At 53.3% G+C, this 16,514-nt stretch carries 13 protein-coding genes; 4 read left to right on the forward strand and 9 right to left on the reverse strand.

Annotation, left to right across the window (positions count from 1 at the left end):
- The first annotated feature begins 146 nt into the window (after positions 1-146).
- From ldtD to FDW88_RS08555, 3 genes are all read left to right on the forward strand, one after another.
- The gene (gene ldtD, locus FDW88_RS08545; protein WP_137362380.1) at positions 147-1,898 is read left to right on the forward strand and encodes a L,D-transpeptidase; all 1,752 of its coding nucleotides are present in this window, start codon (positions 147-149) and stop codon (positions 1,896-1,898) included.
- A 177-nt stretch (positions 1,899-2,075) separates the two neighbouring features.
- Positions 2,076-2,624, forward strand: coding sequence for a YcbK family protein (locus tag FDW88_RS08550; RefSeq protein ID WP_096757664.1), 549 nt, complete (start codon positions 2,076-2,078; stop codon positions 2,622-2,624).
- Between the two features lie 27 nt (positions 2,625-2,651).
- Complete coding sequence (locus tag FDW88_RS08555; RefSeq protein ID WP_096757663.1) at positions 2,652-3,299, forward strand: MBL fold metallo-hydrolase; 648 nt, start codon at positions 2,652-2,654, stop codon at positions 3,297-3,299.
- An 89-nt stretch (positions 3,300-3,388) separates the two neighbouring features.
- Here the strand turns inward: FDW88_RS08555 and aspC are convergent, their stop codons facing one another.
- From aspC to pncB, 4 genes are all read right to left on the reverse strand, one after another.
- A complete protein-coding gene (gene aspC / locus FDW88_RS08560; RefSeq protein WP_135912320.1) occupies positions 3,389-4,579 on the reverse strand; it encodes an aspartate transaminase in 1,191 nt (396 codons plus the stop codon).
- Positions 4,580-4,762: 183 nt separating this feature from the next.
- Entirely contained in the window at positions 4,763-5,851 is a 1,089-nt protein-coding gene (gene ompF, locus FDW88_RS08565; RefSeq protein WP_135912319.1) for a porin OmpF, read from the reverse strand.
- A gap of 616 nt (positions 5,852-6,467) precedes the next feature.
- A complete protein-coding gene (asnS, locus tag FDW88_RS08570; RefSeq protein WP_117341721.1) occupies positions 6,468-7,868 on the reverse strand; it encodes an asparagine--tRNA ligase in 1,401 nt (466 codons plus the stop codon).
- A gap of 167 nt (positions 7,869-8,035) precedes the next feature.
- Positions 8,036-9,238 carry a nicotinate phosphoribosyltransferase gene (pncB, locus tag FDW88_RS08575; RefSeq protein ID WP_115258931.1) on the reverse strand — a complete coding sequence of 401 codons (1,203 nt, stop codon included), beginning with the start codon at positions 9,236-9,238 and terminating at the stop codon, positions 8,036-8,038.
- A 265-nt stretch (positions 9,239-9,503) separates the two neighbouring features.
- Here pncB and pepN point away from each other — a divergent pair, with 265 nt between their 5' ends.
- Entirely contained in the window at positions 9,504-12,116 is a 2,613-nt protein-coding gene (pepN, locus tag FDW88_RS08580; RefSeq protein ID WP_137362381.1) for an aminopeptidase N, read from the forward strand.
- Positions 12,117-12,220: 104 nt separating this feature from the next.
- On the opposite strand, the gene ssuB is transcribed toward pepN, so the two are convergent.
- Genes ssuB through ssuE form a run of 5 tightly spaced genes read right to left on the reverse strand, consistent with a single transcriptional unit; the run spans position 12,221 to position 16,472 of the window.
- Entirely contained in the window at positions 12,221-12,988 is a 768-nt protein-coding gene (gene ssuB, locus FDW88_RS08585; protein WP_137362382.1) for an aliphatic sulfonates ABC transporter ATP-binding protein, read from the reverse strand.
- The gene (gene ssuC / locus FDW88_RS08590) at positions 12,985-13,776 is read right to left on the reverse strand and encodes an aliphatic sulfonate ABC transporter permease SsuC (protein ID WP_137362383.1); all 792 of its coding nucleotides are present in this window, start codon (positions 13,774-13,776) and stop codon (positions 12,985-12,987) included. Before ssuC ends, ssuB begins: the two co-directional genes overlap by 4 nt.
- Positions 13,777-13,787: 11 nt before the next feature.
- Positions 13,788-14,933 (reverse strand): FMNH2-dependent alkanesulfonate monooxygenase, encoded by a 1,146-nt coding sequence (gene ssuD / locus FDW88_RS08595; RefSeq protein ID WP_137362384.1) that lies wholly within the window; start codon positions 14,931-14,933, stop codon positions 13,788-13,790.
- Entirely contained in the window at positions 14,930-15,904 is a 975-nt protein-coding gene (locus tag FDW88_RS08600; protein ID WP_137362385.1) for a sulfonate ABC transporter substrate-binding protein, read from the reverse strand. Before FDW88_RS08600 ends, ssuD begins: the two co-directional genes overlap by 4 nt.
- Entirely contained in the window at positions 15,897-16,472 is a 576-nt protein-coding gene (gene ssuE, locus FDW88_RS08605; protein WP_115258925.1) for an NADPH-dependent FMN reductase, read from the reverse strand. Before ssuE ends, FDW88_RS08600 begins: the two co-directional genes overlap by 8 nt.
- Between the last annotated feature and the right edge of the window lie 42 nt (positions 16,473-16,514).

The raw sequence follows: 16,514 nt of genomic DNA on the forward strand, positions 1-16,514 counted from the left end.
TATACTGAAGATAAGCCCGACGCGTCACCGGGCTTGCTCGTCATACTTCAGAGCGTATTGGCGTTTTACAGGCCCGCCCCGAGATAATCGGGAGAATACAGACGGCCTGGCTATTTAAGTATGATAAAGAAAACAGGGGGCAAGGGATGTTGCTTAATAAAATGTGTGGTCGTCGGCTGTCGGCAATCAGTTTGTGCCTGGCCGTAACATTCGCTCCGCTGTTCAATGCGCAGGCCGATGAGCCTGAAATGATCCCTGGCGACAGCTCAGCGACCGTCAGCGAGCAGCCAACCGCGTTATCGCAGCCGCAGGGACAATCTTTCGCCACAGCCGTGATGGCGGGTATTCAGGCGCTGCCGGATGGCGCGTCTGTGGATAATGCCCGCGCAGAATTACGTTCTCAACTTCCAGTAGGTTATACGCCGGTTTACATGAGCCAACTGGAGTTGCTGTACGCCGCCCGCGATATGAAACCGATGTGGGAAAATCGCGATGCGGTCAAAGCCTTTCAGCAACAGCTCGCCGAGGTGGCGATTGCCGGTTTTCAGCCGCAGTTCACTAATTGGGTGGCTTTATTGACCGACCCAGGCGTAACGGGCCTGGCGCGGGATGCCGTTCTTTCTGACGCGATGATGGGCTACCTTCACTTTATTGCCAATATCCCGGTCAAAGGTAATCGCTGGCTCTACAGCGACAAGCCTTACGCGCTGACTACGCCGCCCATTTCAGTGATTAATCAATGGCAGGTGGCATTGGATAACGGCCAGTTAACCCCCTTTATAGCCAGTCTGACGCCGCAGCACCCGCAGTACGCGGCGATGCATGAATCGCTGCTGAAGCTGGTGGGCGATTCACGTCCGTGGCCACAGTTAACCAGCACAGCCACGCTGCGCCCAGGTGAATGGAGTAATGATATTCCGGCCCTGCGCGAAATTTTGCAGCGTACCGGCATGCTGGATGCGACAGTCAGTACATCTGCCCGAGAAGGGCGTAGTGCTTACGACAGTGAACTGGTTGCGGCGGTAAAGCGTTTTCAGACGTGGCAGGGATTGGGGGCAGATGGTGCAATTGGTCCGGCAACGCGTGACTGGCTGAACGTGACGCCCGCGCAGCGCGCGGGTGTGCTGGCACTGAATATCCAGCGTTTACGCCTGCTGCCGGGTGAGATGTCTACCGGGATTATGGTTAATATTCCGGCTTACTCGCTGGTCTATTATCAAAACGGTAATCAGGTGCTGGATTCACGGGTTATTGTGGGACGTCCTGACCGTAAAACGCCGATGATGAGCAGCGCGCTGAATAACGTCGTCGTTAACCCACCGTGGAATGTTCCGCCGACGCTGGCGCGCAAAGACATTCTGCCTAAGGTATGGAACGATCCAGGCTATCTCGAACGTCACGGGTATACCGTGATGCGTGGCTGGAACAGCAAAGAAACTATCGATCCGTGGCAGGTGGACTGGGCGACGATTACGCCGTCAAATCTGCCGTTCCGCTTCCAGCAAGCGCCGGGTGCGCGCAACTCGTTGGGACGTTATAAATTCAATATGCCGAGTTCAGACGCTATTTATCTGCACGATACGCCGAATCATAATTTATTCCAGAAAGATACGCGGGCGCTTAGCTCCGGTTGTGTGCGCGTGAATAAGGCCTCGGAACTGGCGAATATGCTGCTACAGGATGCGGGCTGGAATGATTCGCGGATCTCGGATGCCCTGAAACAAGGGGATACGCGCTACGTGAATATTCGCCAAAATATTCCGGTTAATCTTTACTATCTGACCGCATTTGTTGGACCCGATGGGCGTACGCAATATCGTACAGATATTTACAATTACGATCTTACTGCGCGATCCAGTGCACAAATTGTGTCAAAAGTGGAACAATTAATCAGATAAATGAAGCAGTTCGAGGAAAATGATTGTCGTAAGTTATGTTGGAAACGGGGTGAAATGGCTACAGGCCCCGTATTTCCTGGGGTTGGGAGCCTTGACGCAGACTAGTTAGCCCGGTAAGGTTTCCCGCGTGCGCTAGAGCATACATACGATAACATTGACCTTGTAGACCTTAATACCATGGACAAATTTGACGCTAATCGCCGCAAACTGCTGGCGCTTGGTGGCGTTGCCCTCGGCGCCGCCATCCTGCCCACGCCTGCGTTTGCTACACTCTCCACCCCACGTCCGCGTATATTGACTCTGAATAACCTGCATACCGGTGAGTCAATTAAAGCTGAGTTTTTTGATGGCAGGGGCTATATTCAGGACGAATTAGCAAAACTTAACCACTTTTTCCGTGATTTTCGCGCGAATAAAGTCAAGTCCATCGATCCGGGATTGTTCGATCAACTCTTCCGTCTGCAAGGCCTCCTCGGCACGCGTAAACCCGTACAGCTGATCTCCGGCTATCGTTCTGTCGATACCAACAACGAATTACGCGCGCGCAGCCGTGGTGTGGCAAAGAAAAGTTACCACACCAAAGGGCAGGCCATGGATTTCCACATTGAAGGCGTTGCATTAAGTAATATTCGCAAAGCTGCGTTATCTATGCGCGCAGGTGGTGTAGGATACTACCCACGCAGTAACTTTGTGCATATTGACACCGGGCCTGCACGGCACTGGTGAGCCGTCGCTTAATGAAACAGGAGCTGTATGAACTATCGTATTATTCCGGTCACTGCATTCGCTCAGAACTGCTCGCTGATCTGGTGTGAACAAACGCGTCTTGCCGCGTTGGTCGATCCCGGCGGCGATGCCGAGAAAATCAAACAGGAAGTGGATGCCAGCGGTCTGACGCTTATGCAGATCCTGCTCACACATGGTCATCTTGACCACGTGGGCGCGGCGTCTGAACTGGCGCAACATTATGGTGTACCGGTTATCGGTCCGGAAAAAGAAGATGAGTTCTGGCTACAGGGACTGCCTTCGCAGAGCCGCATGTTTGGCTTGGGTGACTGCGAGCCGTTAACGCCCGATCGCTGGCTAAACGAAGGCGATCGCATCAGCGTTGGCAACGTGACGTTACAGGTGTTGCATTGTCCGGGCCACACGCCGGGGCACGTGGTCTTCTTTGATGAACAGTCAAAGCTGCTGATTTCAGGCGATGTGATTTTCAAAGGTGGAGTCGGACGCAGCGACTTCCCGCGCGGGGATCACAGCCAGCTGATCGACTCGATTAAACGCAAGTTATTACCCTTGGGCGATGACGTGACGTTTATTCCTGGTCACGGTCCGCTTTCAACGCTGGGGAATGAACGCCAGCACAATCCGTTCCTGCAGGATGAAATGCCGGTCTGGTAAATCCAGTCCGTCCGCCGGATAAGGCGCTAGCCGCTATCCGGCAAAAAAAAGCCCGCACGAATATGCGGGCTTTCTCTTTTCAGGTGAGCTTACAGCACGGCGACAATCGCTTCGCACAGCGGCGCCATGTTGTCAGGCGTCATACCCGCGACGTTCACGCGCCCGGAAGCGACAGCGTAAACGCCAAACTCCTCACGCAGACGCAGAACCTGTTCTTTCGTCAGACCGCTGAAGGAGAACATGCCGTTCTGTTTGATGATAAAGCTGAAGTCACGGTTTGCCCCTTTCTCCTGCAATGTATTCACAAACAGCAGACGCATACGCTGAATGCGCTGACGCATGTCGGTCAGTTCCTGCTCCCAGATTGCACGCAGGGCATCATTGCTCAGAATGGTGGCGACAACCGATGCACCGTGGGCCGGTGGGTTGGAATAGTTGGCACGAATGACGGACTTCATCTGGCTGAACGCACGGTCAACGGTGTCGGCATCGGCAGCAATCAGCGTACAGGCACCCACGCGCTCATTGTACAGGCCAAAGTTCTTGGAGTAAGAGCTGGCGACAATAAGCTCTTTGTGCAGCGCGGCGAATGCACGCAGGCCTTCGGCATCTTCTTCCAGACCACGAGCAAAGCCCTGATAAGCGAAGTCGAACAGTGGTAACCAGCCTTTTTCTACCGACAGCTGTGCCAGCGTTTGCCACTGCTCCAGCGTAGGGTCAATACCGGTAGGGTTATGGCAGCAACCGTGGAACAGTACCACGTCACCTGCCTGTGCTTCACTGAGGCTTGCCAGTAGCGCATCAAAGTCTAATGAATGGCTGGCCGCGTCGTAATAATTGTACTCACGAACTTCCAGACCGGCGGAGTTAAAGACGCTTTTATGGTTCGGCCAGCTTGGGTTACTTACCCATACGCGCTGCGTTGAGGTGTTTTTTGCCAGGAAATCTGCCGCCACACGCAATGCACCGGTACCACCAGGGGTTTGCGCGGTACGTGCGCGTTTGTCGTTAATCAGTGCGTGACCTTTACCAAACAGTAATTCCTGAGTGCAGCGACCAAACTCCGGAATACCGTCAATGCCAAGGTAGTTTTTGGTGGTTTCATTTTCCAGTATATATTGCTCGGCTTTTTTCACGCTGGTCAGCACCGGCGTTTTGCCTGTCTCATCTTTATATACACCGATCCCGAGGTTGATTTTCCCTGGGCGGTCATCGGCACGAAACAAATCAGCCAGGCCCAAAATTGGGTCGGCGGGAGCGGCGGTAATGTTCTCAAACATGACGAGGTTCCATTGTGGTTACAGAAGGGAAGTCCGCTATCAGGTTAACGGTAGATTTACAAAATGCCAACCGTTAGTGACGAAAAGATAGAGTGTTTTTTGAAGACGCAAGAATCCGCTGATGGACATAAAAAAACAGGACCGAAGTCCTGTTTTTTAGGCATTTAGCAAAGAGGTCTGCTATTAGAACTGGTAAACGATACCGAGTGCCACGGTGTCGTCAGAGTTCACGCCCAGTTTGTTGTCAGAATCGATCTGGTTGATCTGGTAGTCAACATAGGTGGACATGTTTTTGTTGAAGTAGTAGGTTGCGCCTACTTCGATGTAGTCCACCAGATCTTCGTTGCCGATACCTTCTACGTCTTTCGCTTTAGATTTGTTGTAGGAGATGGACGGACGCAGGCCGAAATCGAACTGGTACTGAGCGACAACAAAGAAATCTTGAGTTTTGTTGGCGAAGCCTGTGGTCTCGGTACCATTCAGGTTGGTCGTGAGGCGAGTAGCGTTACGGGTTTCGCCGTAGTTTGCTGCCAGGTAGATGTTGTTAGCGTCGTATTTCAGACCGGTCGCCCACTGCTCAGCTTTTTTGCCGCCGTTAGCGTAGGCAGAGTTTTCCTGTGCGTTGGTGCGGTCAGCTGCGCCGTAAGCACCGACGATACCGAAGCCATCCATTTCATAGCTTACAGAACCGCCCACACCGTCGCCGTTAGAGCGGCCGATGTTGCCAGCACGTTCATTTTTGCCCAGGTACTGAATGCCAAAATTCAGGCCGTCAACCAGACCGAAGAAGTTGGAGTTACGGTAAGTTGCAACGCCACCCACACGACCCACGAAGAAGTTGTCGCTGTATGCAGTATCACCACCAAACTCTGGCAGCATATCGGTGTAGCCCAGTGCATCGTAAACGATACCGTAGTTACGACCGTAATCGAAAGAACCTGCGTCGCCGTATTTCAGACCGGCAAATGACAGACGGGTTTTGTTGCCGTTCTGAGCGTCACTACCGCCTTCAGAATTGTTGCCGGCAAAGTTGTATTCCCACTGACCGTAACCGGTCAGTTGATCGTTAATCTGAGTTTCCCCTTTGAAACCAAGACGGGCATAAGTCTGATCGCCATCGTTATCAGCATTGTCAGAAAAATAGTGCAGACCAACGGTTTTACCGTACAGATCCAGCTTGTTGCCATCTTTGTTATAAACTTCTGCAGCGTTAGCTGCCCCGGCTACCAGCAGAGCAGGGATAACCACTGCCAGAATATTGCGCTTCATCATTATTTATTACCCTCATCGGTTTTTATATGACACCTGCCACTGCCGCCAATAAATTCCGTCAATCAAAATTTACGGAACTATTGATGAGAGTTTGGTGTCTTTATGTGTCTGACAGGCATCTTTCCATTCAAACAACCGTTTCGCTACCGTCAAAGTGCTACAAAGATAAAGATTTGGTTTCAAAAAGAAAAAATGTGTAACTAAATGTTATTTTTATGCAACTTTGTGAACAACTTCAAACTTCAGTTGTCTCCGCGCTAAAAAACAGCACTTTCATTTCTATTTATATGATTTTCTTATATTTAATTATCATAACGGCGTTTTTCTGTGCGAATAATGTAAAGTTCGATTTTTACAGTTGACTATTTTTAGCCATCCAGAATGCCATGCAAGTGGTTAAAAAATGGTCTATTTAATCAGAAAATGCTAATCCACAATAAAAAGGCTGATTATTTTTTGTGCATATGTATTGCAGAGAAACATTACGTAACAGGACAAATGGAGTAAGAGGTTGTATTCAGGGAGAATGGCGAGTCTGTCTAAAGTGAAAAACGGTGTATGGGTGATGGATATAAAAAAGGCCAGCAATGCTGGCCTTTGGCAGAATCATTCAGGATCAGAAGCTGGCGTTACGCGGTGTACGCGGGAACGGAATAACATCACGCACGTTTTGTACGCCAGTAACGTAGGCTATCAGACGTTCAAAGCCCAGACCGAAACCAGAATGCGGAACGGTGCCGTAGCGGCGCAGATCGCGATACCACCAGTAATCTTCTTTGTTCAGCCCCATCTCCAGCATACGCGCATCCAGCACGTCCAGACGTTCTTCACGCTGGGAACCACCGATGATCTCACCGATTCCTGGAGCAAGTACGTCCATTGCCGCGACGGTTTTACCGTCTTCGTTAAGGCGCATATAAAACGCTTTAATGTCTTTCGGGTAGTTTTTAACCACCACCGGCGCTTTAAAGTGCTCTTCCGCGAGGTAACGTTCATGCTCGGAAGACAGGTCCACGCCCCAGTAAACCGGGTTCTCGAACTTTTTACCGCAGTTTTCCAGAATGCTTACCGCGTCGGTGTAATCCACCTGCGCGAAGTCAGCCTCAATGAAACGCTCCAGGCGTGAAATCGCGTCTTTGTCGACACGTTCAGCGAAGAATTTCATGTCATCTGCACGCTCATTCAGTACGGCTTTGAACGCGTACTTCAGCATGGCTTCAGCCAGACCCGCAACATCGTTCAGATCGGCAAACGCAACTTCCGGCTCCAGCATCCAGAACTCAGCCAGGTGGCGGCTGGTATTGGAGTTTTCTGCACGGAAGGTCGGTCCAAAGGTATAGATTTTGGACAGGGCACAGGCGTAGGTTTCGCCGTTCAGCTGACCTGAAACGGTCAGGAACGCTTCTTTACCAAAGAAGTCTTTATCGAAATCGACTTTACCCTGATCGTTACGCGGCAGGTTTTCCAGATCCAGCGTTGAAACGCGGAACATTTCACCGGCGCCTTCGGTATCGGAGGCGGTGATCAGCGGAGTGGATACCCAGAAGAAACCCTGCTCGTGGAAGAATCGATGCAGCGCTTGCGCCAGCGTATGACGAACGCGCGCGACTGCACCAATCATGTTGGTGCGCGGACGCATATGCGCCACTTCACGCAGGTACTCAATGCTGTGACGTTTAGCGGCCATTGGGTAGGTATCAGGATCGTCAACCCAGCCGGTCACTTCAACTTCGGTTGCCTGGATTTCAAAGCTCTGTCCCTGTCCTGGAGACGCAACGACTTTACCCGTTACGATAACCGAGCAGCCCGTCGTCAGACGTAATACGTCTTGATTGTAATTGGGCAGAGAATTATTGATGACGGCCTGTACAGGATCAAAGCAGGAACCGTCATAAACGGCGAGGAAGGAGATGCCAGCTTTTGAATCTCGGCGGGTACGCACCCATCCGCGCACGGTGACTTCGCTGTCAACGGCTACGCGGCCCTGGAGTACGTCGGCTACAGGCACTACGCTCATAATAGTCTCTCTGTTAATAGTCGGATATATAAACACATGTCCACCCGTAAATGGGGGGGATACCTATGTTACCTGGCATCTGCAATCAGACAAGCAGAATTCGTAGCTGGAGTGAAAGATTTCGGAAATAAACGCGAAAAGGGAGTCGAAACGACTCCCTTGAGAGATTAACTGGCTTTTTTGATATGCGGAAGATCGAAGGCTTTGCGCAGCGCGCGGACAAACGCTTTATCATGGCAAATGGTTTTACCCGGGCTGTCGGACAACTTCGCCACCGGTTTGCCGTTGCATTCGACCAGCTTGATAACGATATTCAGCGGCTTGACCTGAGGAATATTGCAGGTTAAGCGCGTGCCAATCCCAAAACTCAGCTGCACGCGAGAAGAGAAGTGGCAATACAGTTCGATTGCTTTCTTCAAATCGAGATTATCGGAGAACACCAGCGTTTTGCTCAGTGGATCGATACCCAATTTCTCGTAATGCGCGATGGCTTTTTCACCCCATTCCAGCGGATCGCCAGAGTCATGGCGCAGACCCTGATAGCGGGTCGCAAACTCAACGCCGAAATCGCGTAAAAAGGCGTCCATGGTGATGCAATCGGTCAGCGCAATGCCGAGTTGATTAGGGTACTCGTGCAACCAGGCGGCAAGTGCGACGCGCTGACTGGTGGCAAGTTCAGGGCTAATTTGTTGATGAGCCTGGAACCATTCGTGTGCCTGAGTCCCCATTGGAGTTAATGACAGGCGGCGGGCGAGATCGTAGTTACTGGTGCCCACAAACCATGGCTCTTGCTGGAGACGTTTAACAATCGCCTGCTGCACGTCACGCGAAAAACGACGACGCGTGCCAAAATCCATCAGATGGAAGCGGGACATATCGACATCTTTCGTTAAAGCAGAGAATTCGACTAGTTTGCCTTCCAGTTCATCCAGCGCCTGCGGCACACCGACTTCTGGCGAACGGTAGCGGTGCACCAGCTCGCTAATCACTGCCAGCAGCGGGACTTCCCACATGATGACTTCACGCCACGGGCCGGTTAAACGAATATTCAGCTTACCGTTATCGTTGGTGATGCATACCTGCTGCGGGTTATAGCGGAAATCGCGAAGCCAGCTGAGGTAATCAGCTTTAAAGAAAGGCAGGCCGGAGAGCCACTGGTACTCGTCCTCCTGCAGTTGCAGGTGCTGCATAGCATTCACCTGCTCGCGAATAGAATCGGCATAAATACCGAGCAGGTCATCGCCACGGCAACGAAATTCAGCCGCTACTTGTACATCATAGTAGTGGTGAAAAACGGCTTGCTGCATATGCAACTTATAAGCATCTGTATCCAGCAGCGAGTGCAGAACAGGAGAAGCGAATTGTGTCATAGGTGCGCAGTAGCATCCTCTCACGGGAGCGTTTAGTACAATAAACAACTAAGAAAACCGCTGGAGTATACCCTGTTTAGCGATTTATTGAACCCCGATCACACCATAAGCTGACTTTCTGGTCGAGGGCAATTCGTGCCTCGTGTTATACAAATGTAGCAAAAAGGGTGTTTGTGCCTGAAAAGATGAACATTCTGCGTAGCGCGATTTACGCAACAGGAATAGACTGAACCCGAGACTCTACCATAGATGCTAAAGGTTTTTTATGACACAACAGCCACAAGCCAAATACCGCCACGACTACCGTGCGCCGGATTACCAGATTACTGATATTGATTTGACCTTTGACCTGGATGCTGAAAAAACCGTGGTCACTGCCGTGAGCCAGGCTGTCCGTCATGGTGCGTCTGATGCCCCTCTGCGCCTGAATGGCGAGGATCTGACCCTGGTGTCAATCCACGTGAATGGCGAACCGTGGACAGAGTATAAAGAAGAAGAGGGGGCGCTGGTCATCAGCCACCTGCCGGAACGTTTTACGCTGCGTATCGTGAATGAAATCAGTCCGGCGACGAATACCGCACTGGAAGGCCTGTATCAGTCCGGCGAAGCGCTGTGCACGCAGTGCGAAGCGGAAGGTTTCCGCCATATTACCTGGTATCTCGACCGTCCTGACGTGCTGGCACGGTTTACCACTAAAATTATCGCCGATAAAACCCGCTATCCGTTCCTGCTGTCTAACGGTAACCGTATTGCTCAGGGCGAGCTGGACAACGGTCGTCACTGGGTACAGTGGCAGGATCCGTTCCCGAAACCATGCTACCTGTTTGCCCTGGTAGCCGGTGATTTCGATGTTCTGAGTGACACCTTTACCACCCGTTCCGGGCGAGAAGTGGCGTTAGAGCTGTACGTCGACCGCGGCAATCTGGATCGCGCACCGTGGGCGATGACCTCGCTGAAAAATTCCATGAAGTGGGATGAAGAGCGTTTTGGCCTTGAGTATGACCTCGATATCTACATGATTGTCGCGGTGGACTTCTTTAATATGGGCGCGATGGAGAATAAAGGTCTGAACATCTTTAACTCCAAATACGTGCTGGCGCGTACCGATACCGCCACCGACAAAGATTACCTCGATATTGAGCGCGTGATCGGCCACGAATACTTCCACAACTGGACCGGCAACCGTGTGACCTGCCGCGACTGGTTCCAGTTGAGCCTGAAAGAAGGCTTAACCGTGTTCCGCGACCAGGAGTTTAGCTCCGACCTTGGCTCTCGTGCCGTTAATCGGATCAGCAACGTGCGTACCATGCGCGGTCTGCAGTTTGCCGAAGACGCCAGCCCGATGGCGCATCCTATCCGCCCGGATAGTGTCATTGAGATGAACAACTTCTATACCCTGACCGTGTACGAAAAGGGCGCAGAAGTGATCCGGATGATCCACACCCTGCTGGGTGAAGCGAATTTCCAGAAGGGGATGCAGCTCTATTTTGAGCGCCATGATGGCAGCGCAGCGACCTGTGATGATTTCGTGCAGGCGATGGAAGATGCGTCTAACGTCGATCTCTCGCATTTCCGCCGTTGGTACAGTCAGTCCGGTACGCCGATTGTGACTGTACGTGATGACTATAACCCGGCCACCGAACAGTACACGCTGACGATAAGCCAACGTACGCCGGCTACACCGGATCAGGCAGAAAAACTGCCACTGCATATTCCTTTTGCCATTGAGTTGTACGACAACGAAGGCAAAGTGATCCCGTTGCAAAAAGGCGGGCATCCGGTGAATTCTGTGCTCAACGTCACCCAGGCGGAACAAACCTTTGTCTTTGATAACGTCTACTTCCAGCCGGTTCCGGCGCTGCTGTGCGAATTCTCTGCACCGGTAAAACTGGAATATAAATGGAGCGATCAGCAGTTAACCTTCCTGATGCGTCACGCGCGTAACGATTTCTCTCGTTGGGATGCGGCGCAAAGCCTGTTGGCCACCTATATCAAGCTGAACGTTGCTCGCCATCAGCAAGGGCAACCGCTGTCGCTGCCGGTGCACGTGGCTGATGCGTTCCGTGCCATTTTGTTGGATGAGAAAATCGATCCGGCGCTGGCGGCAGAAATCCTGACGCTGCCTTCGGCGAATGAAATTGCCGAGCTGTTTGAGATTATCGATCCAGTGGCGATTACCGACGTGCGCGAGGCGTTAACCCGTACGCTGGCTGCCGAACTGGCAGATGAGTTCCTGGCCGTGTATAACGCCAACCATCTTGCAGAATACCGCGTTGAACATGGCGATATTGGCAAACGCACGCTGCGTAATGCTTGTCTGCGTTTCCTGGCTTTCGGCGAAACGCATCTGGCAGATACCCTGGTGAGCAAGCAGTACCGTGAAGCCAATAACATGACTGATGCGCTGGCGGCCCTGTCTGCGGCGGTAGCGGCGCAGTTGCCGTGTCGCGATGCGCTGATGCAGGCGTATGACGACAAGTGGCATCATGACGGTCTGGTGATGGATAAATGGTTTATCCTGCAATCCACCAGCCCGGCGGACAACGTGCTGGAAACGGTACGCGGCCTGTTGCAGCATCGTTCCTTTAGCATGAGCAACCCGAACCGTATTCGTTCTTTGATTGGCGCTTTCGCGGGCAGCAACCCGGCGGCGTTCCATGCGGAAGACGGTAGCGGTTATCAGTTCCTGGTCGACATGCTGACGGAGCTGAACAGCCGTAACCCGCAGGTGGCCTCACGTCTGATTGAGCCGCTGATCCGCTTGAAACGTTATGATGCCAAACGCCAGGCGAAGATGCGTGCGGCGCTTGAGCAACTGAAAGGTCTGGAGAATCTGTCCGGCGATCTGTTCGAGAAGATAACCAAAGCGTTAGCCTGAGACGTTGACCTGTCGTTTTGTAGGCCGGAGAAGGCGGTAAAGCCGCCATCCGGCAAAATGCCCGGTGGCTCAAACGCTTACCGGGCCTACAATGTCCTGAATGTTTATCCATGTAGTCGGATTGACTGTTGAGCCTCGCCACGCTGCATCACCCGATTCAACACTTCTGCTTCCAGTTCTGCCAGGCGCACTGAACCTGGTCGGCGTGGACGTGGAATATCTACCGTCAAATCCAGACCAATTTTTCCATCTTCAATCAGCAACACGCGATCGGCCATCGCCACCGCTTCGCTGACATCATGGGTGACCAGCAGTACGGTAAATCCCTGCTTTTGCCACAGCGAGACAATCAAATCTTGCATTTCCAGACGGGTTAACGCATCCAGCGCGCCCAGTGGTTCATCCAGCAACAGTAATCCGGGACGATGAATCAGTGCCCGTGCCAGCGCCACGCGCTGTTTTTGCCCACCGGAAAGGGCGGCAGGCCATTCCTGCGCCCGATTTTCCAGCCCAACAGACGTCAGCGCATCCCGGGCTGCATCTTGCCAGTGGCCATTAAGGCCCAGTCCTACGTTATCAATGACTGATTTCCACGGCAGCAGGCGTGCGTCCTGAAACATCATTCGCGTATCATGCTGAATATCTGCCAGCGGCGCGGTGCCGGCGAACAATTCCCCTGAGGTGGGCGATTCCAGACCGGCCAGCAGACGCAGCAGGGTACTTTTCCCGCCACCGCTGCGGCCCACCACGGCAACAAATTGCCCCGCTGGAACAGGCAAATCTAGCTGATTGAGCACCGTATTGGCGCCGTAGCGTTTTGTTACGCCGCTTAGCAGTAGCGGAATTCCCTGATTTAAACGCGTGGTATTCATACGGTGACCTCCTTCGCATGGTAAGCCGGGTTCCAGCGTAGCCAGCTACGTTCCAGTAGTTGCGCGCTGATGTCGGCCAACTTGCCGAGCAGGGCGTAGAGAATGATGGCCACCACGACCACATCCGTTTGCAGAAATTCGCGGGCATTCATTGCCAGGTAGCCGATGCCAGCGTTCGCTGAAATGGTTTCCGCCACGATAAGCGTCAGCCACATCAGCCCAAGGGAAAAACGTACGCCGACCATGATCGAGGGCAGAGCGCCGGGCAGGATCACATGGATAAACAGTGAAATACCGGATAACCCATAGCTGCGAGCCATTTCCACCAGCCCGCGATCGATATTGCGGATCCCGTGCCAGGTATTGATGTAAATAGGGAACAAGGTACCCAGTGCAACGAGAAAGATCTTGGCGGATTCATCAATACCGAACCACAAAATGACCAGAGGGATCAGCGCCAGATGCGGTATGTTACGCAGCATCTGCACCGAGGTGTCCAGCAACCGTTCCCCCCAGCGTGACAGGCCGCTTATCAGCCCCAGCGTCAGGCCAATCGATCCGCCAATAGAAAAGCCGATCGCTGCCCGCCAGGTGCTGATCGCCAGATGCTGCCAAAGCTCGCCGCTGACGGAAAGCGTCCAGAAAGCTTCTACTACACCTTCTGGAGAGGGCAGGATGCGGGTGGACAGCCAGCCCATGGATGATGCCAGCTGCCAGAGCGCCACCAGACCAATCGGTAAAAACCACGGAGCAAAGCGCAGTAACCACTTATTTTGCGGCGTTGCCATCATCGGGCTCCTTAGCGTTGCGCGACGCTACGCGGAATAAATTCGTTCGCCACGGCTTCACCTTGTTGATGCAGGCGTTGCGGCTGCGGTATTTCTGGGATCGAGACATCCAGATGCGGGAACAGTAGCTCGCCGACCTTGTACGCCTCTTCCAGATGTGGATACCCGGACAACACAAAGCTGTCGATACCCAGCGCGGCATACTCATTAATCCGTGCCGCCACTGTTGGACCATCCCCCACCAGTGCGGTCCCGGCCCCGCCACGTACCAGTCCAACGCCCGCCCACAAGTTCGGGCTAATTTCCAGTTGGTCGCGCTTGCCGTTGTGCAGCGCTGCCATTCGGTGCTGGCCCACAGAGTCGGTTCTGGCGAAAGCGGCCTGGGCTTTGGCAATGGTGTCATCATCCAGATGGGCAATCAGGCGATCCGCTGCCTGCCATGCCTCTGCGGTGGTTTCGCGCACAATCACGTGCAGGCGAATACCAAAGCGGATCTTACGCCCAAGCGCCGCTGCTTTTGCCCGTACTTGCTCTATCTTCTCTTTCACCAAGTCGGGCGGCTCACCCCAGGTCAGGTAGAGATCAACCTGCTCAGCGGCCAGTTCCTGCGCTATGTCGGAAGACCCGCCGAAGTACAGTGGCGGATGGGGTTGTTGCACGGGGGGGAAAAAGAGTTTTGCCCCACGGACGTGAACGTGTTTACCGTTAAAATCCACGGTGTCGCCCTGTAGCAAGCGTCGCCATACCTGGGTAAATTCAGCGGAGGCTTCATAACGCTCAGTGTGATCGAGAAAAACACCATCACCTGCTAACTCTTGTGGATCGCTGCCGGTTACCAGATTAAATAGCGACCGACCGTTGGACAGTCTGTCGAGCGTCGCCGCCTGGCGTGCCGCCACCGTGGGGGACGTCACGCTGGGGCGCAGCGCGACCAGAAATTTTAACCGCTGGGTGACCGGGATCATTGAGGCGGCAACCAACCAGGCATCTTCACAGGAGCGGCCTGTCGGGATCAGTACCCCGGTAAATCCCAGGCGGTCGGCCGTTTGCGCGATTTGTTGCAGATAACCATGATCGACTGGGCGTGCACCTTCTTCTGTTCCCAGATAATGGCCGTCACCGTGCGTGGGTAAAAACCAGAACATGTTCAGACTCATAATTTTGCTCCTGTCTGCTGAGTGGGTTGCCAGATACGCTGGCGAATGTCGATTTTTTTCGGCACCAGCCGATTGTCATAAAACAGATCGGCAGTTTGTTGCTGCAATGCGGCAACAGAAGCGCTGACGGGCGTAATGGAGGTTGGCGGGCGATGGTCCAGATAGGACGCTATGACCGGCTCAGGCAGCCCCATCGTTTTCGCCAACAGGGTAATGCTCTGCTGGCGTTGGCTGAGCGTTAAGGCATCGGCCTGGCTGAAGGTGTCCAGCACGCCAGGAATAAATGCGCTATTTTTCTCGGCATAAGGGCGTGCGGCGAGATAAAACGATCCGGTCTGTTTGAGGTCGGTACCGTCTTTGAGTACGCGTAAATCACCCTGCAGCAAGGCGGCGGAGTAGTAAGGGTCCCAAATTGCCCATGCATCCACATTCCCCTGTTGGAAAGCGGCACGCGCATCGGCGGGCGTCAGATAGGTGGCCTGGATATCGGTAAACTTCAACCCGGCCTGCTGCAGGGCCCTCAACAGCAGATTGTGCGCGCTGGAGCCTTTCTGGAAGGCGACCTTATGCCCTTTAAGCTCTGCGACGGTGTGGATGGGGCTGTCTTTCGGTACCAAAATCACTTCCGCATGCGGTTTTGGCGGTTCGACGCCGACATAGACCAGATCGGCCCCGGCGGCCTGAGCAAAAATCGGCGGGATATCACCAGTGCTGCCCAGATCGATGCTGCCGATATTGAGCGCCTCCAGCATTTGCGGGCCGGCTGGGAACTCTACCCAGGAGATTTTTGTTTGCGGGTAGCGTTTTTCCAGCAACTGATGGCTTTCAGCCAGCACCATGCTGACGCTGCCTTTCTGATAGCCAATGCGCAGGGCGTCTGGCGCGGTCTCTGCGGCGTGAACCAGCGTGGATAAAGACAGCAGTCCGGTCAGCGCCAGACACGGCGTATGGCGTTTGAGTAAATTAAGCATGGGCGGTACCCCGCAGCGTGTTCACGTGCACAAATTGGACATCACGACGCTGCAACGCCTGCCAAAAGGTCTCGAGTGCATTGTCCAGGCGTAATTGCAGGTTCGGCGTAAACTGCGGCTTATGTTGATAATCAATAACCTGCGAATCATCGGCGAAAACGCCGTGCAGGATCTCCTGGGCTTTCAGTGCGCTGAGTACCGGTTTCAGGGCGTAATCGACGGCCAGTAAATGTGCTACAGTGCCGCCGGTGGCCAGTGGCAACACGACTTTGCCTTCCAGTGCACGTTCGGGGAGCAGGTCAAGCAAGGTTTTCAATGCGCCGGAATAGGCCGCTTTGTAGACCGGCGTGGCGACAATCAGTCCGTCTGCATCCTGCAACTGTTCGATAAACGTCTTCAGTGCCGGACTGTCGAAGCGCGCATAGATCAGATCCTCAGGCTCAAAATTGTGCAGATTCCAGTGATAGACCTCGACATCCTGTCCATGCAGTTTTTCTCGCGCATATTCCAGTAGGGCGCTGGAGCGAGAGGGGAAGCGTGGGCTACCCGCCAGAGTGATAACGCGCATATTTATATTCTCTCCTTATAACCAAATATTCGTTTTTATTTA

Source organism: Citrobacter sp. wls829 (assembly GCF_005280825.1).
GTDB lineage: Bacteria > Pseudomonadota > Gammaproteobacteria > Enterobacterales > Enterobacteriaceae > Citrobacter > Citrobacter gillenii.

What these genes read in the sequence shown, in the direction of transcription:
- pepN (WP_137362381.1), top strand. Translation starts at nt 9,504, where the DNA reads ATGACACAACAGCCACAAGCCAAATACCGCCACGACTACCGTGCGCCG.
- aspC (WP_135912320.1), bottom strand. Translation starts at nt 4,579, where the DNA reads ATGTTTGAGAACATTACCGCCGCTCCCGCCGACCCAATTTTGGGCCTG.
- FDW88_RS08550 (WP_096757664.1), top strand. Translation starts at nt 2,076, where the DNA reads ATGGACAAATTTGACGCTAATCGCCGCAAACTGCTGGCGCTTGGTGGC.
- pncB (WP_115258931.1), bottom strand. Translation starts at nt 9,238, where the DNA reads ATGACACAATTCGCTTCTCCTGTTCTGCACTCGCTGCTGGATACAGAT.
- FDW88_RS08555 (WP_096757663.1), top strand. Translation starts at nt 2,652, where the DNA reads ATGAACTATCGTATTATTCCGGTCACTGCATTCGCTCAGAACTGCTCG.
- ssuD (WP_137362384.1), bottom strand. Translation starts at nt 14,933, where the DNA reads ATGAGTCTGAACATGTTCTGGTTTTTACCCACGCACGGTGACGGCCAT.
- ssuC (WP_137362383.1), bottom strand. Translation starts at nt 13,776, where the DNA reads ATGGCAACGCCGCAAAATAAGTGGTTACTGCGCTTTGCTCCGTGGTTT.
- ssuB (WP_137362382.1), bottom strand. Translation starts at nt 12,988, where the DNA reads ATGAATACCACGCGTTTAAATCAGGGAATTCCGCTACTGCTAAGCGGC.
- ompF (WP_135912319.1), bottom strand. Translation starts at nt 5,851, where the DNA reads ATGATGAAGCGCAATATTCTGGCAGTGGTTATCCCTGCTCTGCTGGTA.
- ssuE (WP_115258925.1), bottom strand. Translation starts at nt 16,472, where the DNA reads ATGCGCGTTATCACTCTGGCGGGTAGCCCACGCTTCCCCTCTCGCTCC.
- ldtD (WP_137362380.1), top strand. Translation starts at nt 147, where the DNA reads ATGTTGCTTAATAAAATGTGTGGTCGTCGGCTGTCGGCAATCAGTTTG.
- FDW88_RS08600 (WP_137362385.1), bottom strand. Translation starts at nt 15,904, where the DNA reads ATGCTTAATTTACTCAAACGCCATACGCCGTGTCTGGCGCTGACCGGA.
- asnS (WP_117341721.1), bottom strand. Translation starts at nt 7,868, where the DNA reads ATGAGCGTAGTGCCTGTAGCCGACGTACTCCAGGGCCGCGTAGCCGTT.